Raw genomic sequence first — 10,687 nt, 5'->3', positions numbered from 1 at the left:
GTCCACACCGGGCGGGTCGCGGTCCGCTCCACCGGCAGTTTCAACATCACCACCCGGCACGGCACCGTGCAGGGCATCGGCCACCGCCACGTCCGACTGCTCCAACGAGCAGACGGCTACGGCTACACAACCCACCCGGAAACGCGGCACCGCGCCGCGTTTCCTCCCCCGCCTGAAGGCGGGGATATCCACGCTGGAGGTACCTGATGAAGACACCTGTATGGCTCAACGGGGAACTCGTCTCTCCGGATCAGGCCGCCGTCTCGGTTTTCGATCATGGTTTGATGGTCGGGGACGGGGTGTTCGAGACCATCAAGTGCGTGAACGGCACCACGTTCGCGCTCACCCGCCACCTTGACCGGCTCACGCTCTCGGCGCGGCGTATGGAACTGCCCGATCCCGACACCGACGCTATCGCCGCCGGGATCCGTGCCTGCCTGGCCGAAGCCCCGCCGTGGCGGCTCGGCCGCGTCCGGGTCACCTACACCAGCGGCCCGGGGCCGCTCGGCTCGGACCGGGGCGACCAGGGTTGCACGACCGTGGTGATCGTCGACGAGCAGAAGCCGTTCCCGGCCACCGCCGACGTCACGGTCGTGCCCTGGCCGCGCAACGAGCGAGGTGCGCTCGCCGGGGTGAAGAGCACCTCCTACGGTGACAACGCCAGGGCGCTGTTCTACGCCAAGGCCGCCGGCGGCGGTGAGGCGATCTTCGAGAACACCGCGGGAGACCTCTGCGAGGGCACCGGCAGCAACGTCTTCATCGTGCGTGACGGCCGGCTGGTCACCCCCACGCTCGCCTCGGGCTGCCTGGCCGGGGTCACCCGCGCGCTCGCGCTGGAGTGGTGCGGGGGAACCGAGGAGGACGTCCCGCTCTCGGCCCTGTACGAGGCGGACGAGGCGTTCCTGACCTCCACCACCCGTGACATCCAGCCGATCCGCGCGGTCGACCAGACCGTGCTGCCCGCCGCGCCCGGCCCGATCACCGCCAAGGCCATGCAGGTCTTCGCCGAGCGCTCCGCCGCCGACCTCAACCCCTGAGGCCCGGGGTTTCCGATTCCGGCGAGGGCGCACCCTCGCCGGAAGACCGGTCGCCCGGCGATCACGGATCGGCTAGTAGGACACCTGGGTCTGCGCGTTCAGCTCCTTGAGCCTGACCTTGGCGGCGGGGTCGGTCAGCGGGTCGTCGATGCGGAGCACGTCCAGGCCCCTGGTGATGTCACTGGAGTAGATGTGGCCGTTGTAGTAGTACGCCGACCACGAGCCGCCGACTCCCGAAATCGGGCCCCGCTCGAAGAAGCCGATCTCCCGAGGGCTGGCCGCGTCGGTGAAGTCCCAGATGGACACCCCGCCCTGGTACCAGGCCTGGACCATGATGTCCTTTCCCGGCACAGGTAGCAGCGACCCGTTGTGCGCGACGCAGTTCTCGTCAAACGCCTGCTCCCTCGGGATCTTGAAGTAGCCGCGGAGCGTGAGCCTGCGGTCCTTGCCGAGGTCGTACACGGCGCTGGCGCCCTTGGTCTTCGGGGTGCCGGAGTCGCAGGTCGCCCCCAGGCCGCCGCCCAGCTCGTCGCCGAAGACGACCTTGGTGGCGTCGTTGTTGAACGTCGCCGAGTGCCAGATGGCGAAGTTCTCCTTGTCGCTCACGTGCTGGAGCACCTTGGGGTTGGCCCGGTCGGCGATGTCCAGCAGGACCCCGTCGCCGAAGCAGGCCGCGGCGGCCAGGTTCTTCTCGGGGTAGGCCGTGATGTCGTGGCAGCCGCCGAGGCCGTCCTCGCCGGGCTTGTCGGAGAGCACCGGCTGTGAGATCACCTTGGCGGTCTGGGGAGCCTCGACGGGCACCTCGACCACGGAGATCTTGTTGTACGGCGCCGGGCAGGTCGTCGACTGCGGCTCGGGCCCCGGGGAGGAGATGTAGAGGTAGACCCTGTCGGCGTTCTCGCCGGGGACGAGGGTGTGGGTGTGCGAGCCGCAGTCGGTACGGACCGCCGAGACGAACCTGGGATGGGATTTGTCCGCGATGTCGAAGATCCGGATGCCCTCCCAGCTGTCCGACTCCGGATTGCCGCGCTGGGCGTCGCACTCCGGGCCGACCCGGACGGAGTCGATCGACAGGAACAGCAGGTTCCCGCTCACCGAGATGTCGTTCTGCTCGCCGGGGCAGAGCACCCGGCTGACCACCGAGGGGCGGGAGGGATCGGAGATGTCGAAGACGCTGAAGCCGTCGAAGTTGCCGACGAACGCGTAGTCGCCCTGGAAGGCCAGGTCGGTGCCCCACGCCTGGGGCCCGTTGAGCGGAGCGCCGAGCGGCACGTTGGCCAGGTGCGTGACGTTGTCGCTGTGAGTGCCGTCCCCTGAGATCCCGGGGGAGGGGGTCTCCACCGTCTGTTCAGTGTTCCGCGAGGCGGCCGCGGGCGGTGGGGCCTGGGGTGTCGGATCCGCCCCACACCCGGCCACAAGAAGTAGCGCGGCCAGGCCGAACGCCATGGTCGATCGCACGGTGCCCCCATTACGTCGGTCCACTTGCCCCATTATTGAAGCTATGCGGAGGATTCGTATGCCGAGTCAGATTATCGCGGTGATCATGGCGATATCGGTTCTTGGCGGATGCGCGGAGGCGGCGCAGCGAGGACCGGCACCGCTCGTCGCGGAGACCGGCGCGCCGGTGATAATCCCGGGTGGCCCCGGCGAGGCGGGTCGTACGGCGCGGCCGGGCGAGAATCTCGGGGAGTCCGAGGCCAGGGTCACGGCGGCCGACGTGAGGTTCGCCGAAGGCATGATCCCGCACCACCGGCAGGCACTGGAGATGGCGGAGCTGGTCCCGGCCAGGTCGTCCTCGTCGGTCCTGCGGAAGCTCGCCGAGCGGATCACCGCGGCGCAGCGGCCGGAGATCGCGGCCATGACGTCGTGGCTGGAGGCGGTCGGCCGGGCGCCGCAGGGGCACGAGGGGCATGACGAGCACGCCGTCACGCTGGAGGAGATGAACCGGCTCAGGGGGGCCAGGGGAGCGGCCTTCGACACGCTCTTCCTGACCCTCATGATCACTCACCACGAGGCGGCGGTCACGATGGCCGGGCTCCAGCTCCGCGAGGGCGCCGACCGGGCCATGCTGGCCGTCGCCAAGGACGTCGTCTCGGGCCAGGGCATCGAGATCGCCCGGATGCGGCGCCTGCTCAGGCCCGCGGCGTAGGCCGAGGCCCCGCGGGGGGGAGAGCCGGGTCAGGAACTCCAGAGCATGTTGCTGAGCTCGGCGTCCAGATCCATGAAGTCGGTCTCGCGGCCCGCGGGCACCAGCTCGTACGTTCGGTGCAGGAACTCCGTGAGCGGAGCCAGCGGCACCTCGAACAGCGCCTGTCCGAACGGCGAGGTGAGGCTGATGTGCAGCGTGCGCTCGCCGTCGGCGCGCGCCGGCCACACCTGCACGTCACCGTCGCCCACCCGCCGCACGATGCCGACGGTCAGCAACTCGCGGGCGAAGATCCACTCGACCGGCTCGTCGTTCCCCACGTGGAAGGCCATTCTGATCGCGTAAGGATCATCGGCCGTGTAGCTGAGTCCGGCAAGCAGGGGGACGGTGGTACGGTCGGGGACCACAAGCCGAAGGCCTAGCTCGGCAGAGACGGTGGCGCTGTTCATCGTCAGCCAAACCTTTTCGTCGTCGGTCCCCTCTTCGGGGCTTTCACTGCTCTCAAGCGGGCTTCGCTCCGCATGAGCCATCACGCGGAACAAAGAAACCTGTAGGAAAGATTCCGCCTCTGCGCCCTTCTGTAACGCACATCACAGCGCGACATTTGGGCATCTACCGGGCTAAACATCACCAACAGGGCCGTATTTGCAAGGGTTTTGCGTCTCGTTTTGGTCACCGTCGACTCCCTGGCGGGGCGTCTCGGGTGATTCGGGTCGAGCCCGGGTCGTTCGGTGCTTCTGTGGATCAGGACGATGCTATGACACCGTAGCCCCCCGTCGGATGCATCCTCAGAGCTTTGCCTCCCTGGCGCGTCATCTCTCAAGATCAACTTAGTGGCGGACACCGCTTCGCGGGCACTCCCGAATTGCTGTATGGTTTTCCACGTCGGCACCGCGAGGAGCCGGACAGGGCGGGCGATTAGCTCAGCGGGAGAGCGCTTCGTTCACACCGAAGAGGTCACTGGTTCGATCCCAGTATCGCCCACACTAGCAAGACGCAGATCAAGGCCCCCCGGTTGACGCCGATCGGGGGGCCTTCGTCTGTCCACAGGGGCGCCGCGCGACCGGCTGGGCGACTCCGCCTCCGGCGGTGCCAGGGAAGATCCGATCCATCGCCGCCGCACCCTTCGGCGGCACCGGTCAAGGGCGTAACCTGCCACACCTTCGTCGGCGCGGTCGGCCGCGGGAAGATGCGCCCCTCCCTCGTCGGAGGGGCCGCCCCCGTCCCTTCGCCGCTCGGGCGGGGGTTGTTTCGCGTGTCGGTCAGACCACGGTGCAGGGGACGCCGTTGAGGGTGAAGGCGGTCGGTTCGGCGGTGTCGCCGGTGTGGGTGGCCTGGAAGCCGATGTCGATGGTGGCCCCGGGGGCGAGCGTGCCGTTGTAGCCGACGTTGCGGGCGCTCACCTGGCCGCTGGAGGGGGTGTAGGTGGCGTTCCAGCCCGAGGTGATGGTCTGGCCGGGGGGCAGGGTGAAGCCCAGCGTCCAGCCGTTGATCGTCGAGGTCCCGGTGTTGGTGATGCTGATGCCGGCGGTGAAGCCGTTGTTCCAGGAGCTCGTCGTGTAGGCCACCCGGCACAGGCCGGTGCCACCACTGGGCGACGGGCTGGGCGAGGGGCCGGAGCTCACGCCGGTCACGAAGGTCATCATGCTTCGGGCGGGAAGCGTGACGGTGAGGGAGCCGTTCGACACGCCGGTCGTTCCCTGGGGCGCAACGTTCCTGCTCGCGTCGGTCAGCCAGGACGAGACACCGGACGCGGTGCTGTTCGCCAGGGTGAACTGCTGGCTCACCGCGGAGGTGCCCTTGTTGACGGCGACGATGACGACCGTGGAGTCGCCGCCCCGGTACGCCGAGACGTAGACGTTCGACGCCGGGTTCGCCGTCGCTTCGATCCGCACATATCCGGGGCGGACGAACCTGGCGAAGTGCGCCATGATGGCGCCGCGCTTGCTGATCTGGCCGTCCTCCCGCATGGGGCCGTAGCCACGCCGGATGTACCACCAGATGTACGCCTGGAACTCGGCGTCCACCATGGCGCGGTGGATGTGCTCCCCCACGTCGAGCGCCTGGGGCCAAAGGTCCGCCGAATCGCTGCTGTTGGGGTAGTAGACCTCGGTCATCCAGAGCTCTTTGCCCGCGCCCTTCTGCTTGAAGAGGGGATAGGGGAAGTTCGCGAACGACGTGCCGTAGAGGTGAGCCCCGATGATGTCCACATTGGCGAGCGCCGCGGAGTCGTTGAGGATCGGGTCTGAGATGTTCTTCAGGTACTGGAAGGACTCGGGCGCGATGACCCTGGTACCGATCGAACCGGCGTTCTCCCTCAGGAACCGGACCAGCTCGGCGGGAGTCCACCACGTCCAGTCATGCGCGTAATCGGGCTCGTTCTGCACCGATATGCCGTACAGGTTCACCCCGTTGTTCCGCATGAAGTCGTTGAAGGCGTTCAGGTGCTGGGCGTAGGCGCCGTACATGTTGTACCTGAGGCGTTTCGCGTCGGTCTGACTGCCGCGGACGAAGGTCTCGACCATGTTGGCGGGGGGATTCCACGGCGACGCGATGACGGTGGCCCCGAGTTCGATCGCGCGCCTCGCCGTCGCCAGATCACGGCTCCAGTCCGCCTGGTTCTCGGGGACGGGGATCCGCAGCACGGAAAACCCCAGCCGGCCCTCGCCGGTGCCGAAGGCGGTGTCCCGCTGGGCGGCTGTCAGGTCGCCGATCCAGGCCGCGTGGGCCATGCCGCCGAAGCCTCGGATCGTCTGCCGCGGCGCCGACGGATCGATGACGGCCGTGGCGGCCTCGGCCTCCGAGGCCCCCAGGACCGAGGTCGTGGCCGCGAGGACCGGCAGGGCCCCCATCGTCGCCAGAACGGTTCTCCGGCTCAGCGATCCTCGCTCGCCGCTCGCGATCTCATTCTGATCTTGCGTCATGTCTTCTCCACTTGGCTGTTGGTGCCGGTCGGCGCCGGTCGCCGGCGTCGCCACGGGATGAACCTTGATCGTGTTGTCGGTGACGCTCTCCGCTTTGACCGGCCCCGGTAATTGTTAGCGTTAACATCACCTCGCGTGGACCGGCACGCGAGTGCGACGGGGGTGCGGACCGCTCAGGTGGTCACGCGGAGGGGCGACACCCCGCAGAGTGTGGTTCCGCCCTCGGCGGGGGTCAAGCGCCAAGCGGGCCCGCGGGCGGGCGAGCTGCGGGAACGTCTCGCCGGAGGGTGAAATTTTCAAGGTCGGGAATCCGCGCCTCGCGTCGACTCCGCTGTCGAGGACCGGCCGCAGGTCCGCGACGGGTGAGACGGGTTTCCGGCAGGGCGGGTCGTGTCCGGCGCCCGCGCGTCGGAGGCCGGTCCTCGGGGGCGGCTCCGCCTTTCCGGCCGCGGCCGCCCGAGGCGTCTCCCGCTCCGGGCTCGCCGTGCCGGCTCTTCCCCGCGGGTCCATGGGTGTTTTTCGCGCGGGGAAGAGGGGCCCGTGGGCCCCGGGGTAAGGGGGCGCACCCGGGACGGCAGGGCGAAGTAAGCCGTCCTTCTCGGCCCGTTGACGCGGCCGTAGCACGTATGTAACCTTTGGCCAACGCAATGCAAGAATATTGCAAAGTCCTGTTAAATTTTCTCTCTTCTTCGCAACTTCCGCTAGTGATGCGCCGCGCCACGCATCCGCCGTACCCCTCCGGAAGAGCCCCGGGTGACGTCGTTCGCGGCGTCGCGCGGGCGCACACGGCGACCAGCACCCCCCAGCGACGAACGAGGCGAGCTTCGCGGACCGACCCGCCGCAGGTCACAGCGGTCGGCCCAGCGGATGTCATGGACTCCGCGCCTCGCGCCGCACGGCGGAGGCCCCGGCCTCCCATCCCGACCCTGTCGTTCCAGCCGAGAGATAGAGGAACGCGATGAGAAAGCAGTACCTGGCGTTAAGGCTGGTGGCGGCGACGGCCGCGACCAGTCTGCTCGTCCTGGCCGGGGCGGTCACACCCGCCGCGGCGGCCGGCCCCAACCTCGCGGTGGGCAAAGCGGCCTCGTCAAGCAGCACCACCGCCCCCTACGGCGCGGCCAACGCCACCGACGGCGATGCCAACACCTACTGGGAGAGCGGCAACAACACCTTCCCGCAGTGGCTCCAGGTGGACCTCGGAGCCGTCACCAACGTGGACCAGATCGTCCTGAAGCTGCCCCCGGCGGCGGCCTGGGCCACCAGGACGCAGACCCTGTCGGTGCTGGCGGGCACGAGCGCCTCGCCCACCGCCACCATCGTCGGTTCCGCCGGCTACACCTTCAACCCGGCGACCGGCAACACGGTGACGATCAACTTCGCCGCGACCGCCGCCCGCTACCTCCGGCTGAACATCACCGCCAACACGGGCTGGCCGGCCGGCCAGGTCTCCGAGTTCGAGGTGTACGGCCCCACCGGCTCCGGCGGTGACACGTCGCCGCCGACCACGCCGTCGAACCTGGCCTACACCGAGCCGGGCTCCGGCCAGATCAGGCTGACCTGGGGCGCCTCGTCCGACAACGTGGGCGTGACCGGATACGACGTCTACGCCGACAACGCCCTGCGCGCCAGCGTGGCGGGCAACGTGCTGACCTACACCGACACCCAGCCGGCCACCGCGACGGTGTCCTACCACGTCAAGGCCAAGGACGCCGCGGGCAACCAGTCCGGCAACAGCAACACCGTCACCCGCACGGGCAGCACGCCACCGGGCTCCAACCTGGCCCTCGGCAAGGCGATCACCGCCTCCTCCTCGGTCTTCACCTTCGTGGCCACGAACGCCAACGACAACAACACGGCGACCTACTGGGAGGGCAACGGCGGCAGCTACCCCAACACGCTGACCGTCAGCCTGGGCGCGAACGCCACGCTCAACTCGGTCGTGCTGAAGCTGAACCCCGACAGCATCTGGGCGACGCGCACCCAGAACATCCAGGTGCTCGGACGTGAGCAGAACTCGACCTCCTTCACCAGCCTGGCGGCGGCGGCGAACCACACCTTCAATCCCGCCTCCGGCAACACGGTGACGATCCCGGTCAGCGGCTCCTACGCCGACGTCCAGCTCAGGATCACCTCCAACACCGGCGCCCCCGCCGGGCAGGTCGCCGAGTTCCAGGTCATCGGCACCCCGGCGCCGAACCCGGATCTGACGATCACCGGCCTGGCGGCGTCCCCCGCCTCCCCGGTCGAGACCGACGCGGTCACGCTGTCGGCCACGGTCAGGAACAGCGGCAACGCGGCCGCCGGCGCGACGAACGTCAACCTCTACCTGGGCGGCACCAAGGTCGGCACCGCCCCGGTCGCCGCGCTGGCCGCGGGGGCCTCGGCCACCGTCTCGGCCGGCATCGGCACCCGCGACGCCGGCAGCTACCCGCTCAGCGCCAAGGTCGACGAGGCGAACAGCGTCATCGAGCAGAACGAGTCGAACAACGACTTCTCCAGCGCCTCCCCGCTCGTGGTCAGGCCCGTCGACACCGCCGACCTGGTCGCGACGACCAGCTGGACCCCGAGCAACCCGGCGAACGGCAACGTCGTCACCTTCTCCGTGACGATCAGGAACCAGGGCACCGTGGCCTCCGCGGGCGGCGCCCACGGCATCACGCTGACCGTCGCCAACGAGGCGGGAACCGTGGTCCGCACGCTGACCGGCTCCCACACCGGGGTGATCGCGGCGGGCGCCACCACCGGCCCGGTCAACCTGGGCACCTGGACGGCGGCCAACGGCAAGTTCACCGTCAGGACGGTCCTCGCCGACGACGCCAACGAACTGCCGGTCAAGCGGGCCAACAACACGGTCACCCAGCCGTTCTTCGTCGGCCGCGGCGCCAACATGCCGTACGACATGTACGAGGCCGAGGACGCCGTCGTTGGCGGCGGGGCGGCCGTGGTCGGCCCGAGCCGTGACATCGGCACCCTGGCGGGTGAGGCGTCCGGCCGCAGGGCGGTGGCGCTGAACACGACGGGCAGCTACGTCGAGTTCACCACCAAGGCCAGCACCAACACCCTCGTCACCCGCTTCTCCATCCCCGACTCGGCGGGCGGCGGCGGCGTCGACTCGACGCTCAACGTCTACGTCGACGGCACCTTCCTCAAGGCCATCAACCTGACCTCCAAGTACGCCTGGCTGTACGGCCCCGAGGCCGGCCCGGGCAACTCGCCGAGCGCCGGCGCGCCGCGTCACATCTACGACGAGGCCGGCATGATGCTCGGGACCACCGTCCCGGCGGGCAGCAGGATCAGGCTGCAGAAGGACCCCGCCAACACCACGACGTACGCGATCGACTTCATCAACACCGAGCAGGTGTCGCCGATCGCCAACCCCGACCCCGCCAGGTACACGGTTCCCGCCGGATTCACCCACCAGGACGTGCAGAACGCGCTCGACAGGGTGCGGATGGACAACACCGGCACCCTCGTCGGCGTCTACCTGCCGCCGGGCACCTACCAGACGGCGAGCAAGTTCCAGGTCTACGGCAAGGCGGTCAAGGTGGTCGGCGCCGGCCCCTGGTACACCCAGTTCCGGGCGCCCTCGAACCAGGACAACACCGACATCGGGTTCCGGGCCGAGGGAACCGCGAACGGCTCGTCCTTCGCCAACTTCGCCTACTTCGGCAACTACACCTCGCGCATCGACGGTCCGGGCAAGGTGTTCGACTTCGCCAACGTCGCGGACGTGGTGATCGACAACATCTGGAACGAGCACATGGTCTGCCTCTACTGGGGCGCCAACACCGACCGCGTGACGATCAAGAACTCCCGCATCCGCAACATGTTCGCCGACGGCATCAACATGACCAACGGCAGCACCGACAACCTCGTCAGCAACAACGAGGCCCGTGCCACCGGTGACGACAGCTTCGCGCTGTTCTCGGCCATCGACGCCGGCGGCGCCGACATGAAGGGCAACGTCTACGAGAACCTGACCTCCATCCTGACCTGGCGGGCCGCCGGCGTCGCGGTCTACGGCGGGTACGACAACGTCTTCAGGAACATCTACATCGCCGACACGCTGGTCTACTCCGGCATCACGATCAGCTCGCTGGACTTCGGCTACCCGATGAACGGCTTCGGCGCCAGCCCGCCCACCCGGTTCGAGAACATCTCGATCGTCCGCGCCGGCGGTCACTTCTGGAACGGGCAGGTCTTCCCGGCGATCTGGCTCTTCTCCGCCTCCAAGGTCTTCCAGGGCATCCGCGTCAGCGACGTGGACATCGTGGACCCGACCTACGGCGGCATCATGTTCCAGACCAAGTACAACGGCAGCCAGCCGGAGAACCCGGTCACCGACACCATCCTCACCAACATCACGATCACCGGCGCCAAGAAGAGCGGCGACGCCTTCGACGCCAAGTCCGGCTGGGCGATCTGGGCGAACGAGATGCCCGAGCCCGGTCAGGGACCGGCGGTCGGCTCGGCGACGTTCAACAACCTCCGGATGAGCAACAACTTCCAGAACATCAGGAACACGACGTCGACCTTCACGATCAACGTCAACCCGTGAACCCGTAGCAGGAGCGGGAATG

Annotated in this window: 6 protein-coding genes, 1 tRNA gene and 1 pseudogene; 5 read left to right on the top strand and 3 right to left on the bottom strand. The window is 68.5% G+C overall.

What is annotated here, in order from left to right:
• Together AB0K21_RS39560 and AB0K21_RS39555 are read left to right on the top strand one after the other, a co-directional pair.
• A pseudogene (locus tag AB0K21_RS39560) lies at positions 1-207 on the top strand (hypothetical protein); the annotation flags it as partial.
• Positions 207-1,037: an aminotransferase class IV gene (locus AB0K21_RS39555; RefSeq protein ID WP_364157464.1), complete on the top strand. Its 831-nt coding sequence runs from the start codon at positions 207-209 to the stop codon at positions 1,035-1,037. The pseudogene AB0K21_RS39560 and the gene AB0K21_RS39555, both read left to right, overlap by 1 nt.
• 72 nt (positions 1,038-1,109) lie before the next feature.
• Here the strand turns inward: AB0K21_RS39555 and AB0K21_RS39550 are convergent, their stop codons facing one another.
• A complete protein-coding gene (locus AB0K21_RS39550; protein WP_343965169.1) occupies positions 1,110-2,519 on the bottom strand; it encodes a hypothetical protein in 1,410 nt (469 codons plus the stop codon).
• A 34-nt stretch (positions 2,520-2,553) separates the two neighbouring features.
• Here AB0K21_RS39550 and AB0K21_RS39545 point away from each other — a divergent pair, with 34 nt between their 5' ends.
• Positions 2,554-3,186: a DUF305 domain-containing protein gene (locus AB0K21_RS39545; protein ID WP_364157460.1), complete on the top strand. Its 633-nt coding sequence runs from the start codon at positions 2,554-2,556 to the stop codon at positions 3,184-3,186.
• 29 nt (positions 3,187-3,215) lie between these two features.
• Here the strand turns inward: AB0K21_RS39545 and AB0K21_RS39540 are convergent, their stop codons facing one another.
• Complete coding sequence (locus AB0K21_RS39540; protein WP_012892610.1) at positions 3,216-3,632, bottom strand: SsgA family sporulation/cell division regulator; 417 nt, start codon at positions 3,630-3,632, stop codon at positions 3,216-3,218.
• 463 nt (positions 3,633-4,095) lie between these two features.
• Here AB0K21_RS39540 and AB0K21_RS39535 point away from each other — a divergent pair.
• A tRNA-Val gene (locus tag AB0K21_RS39535) sits at positions 4,096-4,167 on the top strand.
• A gap of 278 nt (positions 4,168-4,445) precedes the next feature.
• On the opposite strand, the gene AB0K21_RS39530 is transcribed toward AB0K21_RS39535, so the two are convergent.
• Positions 4,446-6,107 (bottom strand): cellulose binding domain-containing protein, encoded by a 1,662-nt coding sequence (locus AB0K21_RS39530; RefSeq protein ID WP_343965158.1) that lies wholly within the window; start codon positions 6,105-6,107, stop codon positions 4,446-4,448.
• 958 nt (positions 6,108-7,065) lie between these two features.
• Here AB0K21_RS39530 and AB0K21_RS39525 point away from each other — a divergent pair.
• Positions 7,066-10,665, top strand: a complete 3,600-nt coding sequence (locus tag AB0K21_RS39525; RefSeq protein WP_343965156.1) for a discoidin domain-containing protein — start codon at positions 7,066-7,068, stop codon at positions 10,663-10,665.
• Positions 10,666-10,687: the final 22 nt, after the last annotated feature.

The organism is Streptosporangium sp. NPDC049248 (genome assembly GCF_040678965.1).
In the GTDB taxonomy this organism is placed as follows: Bacteria; Actinomycetota; Actinomycetes; order Streptosporangiales; family Streptosporangiaceae; genus Streptosporangium; species Streptosporangium fukuiense.
This window is presented reverse-complemented; position numbering and strand designations above follow the sequence as displayed.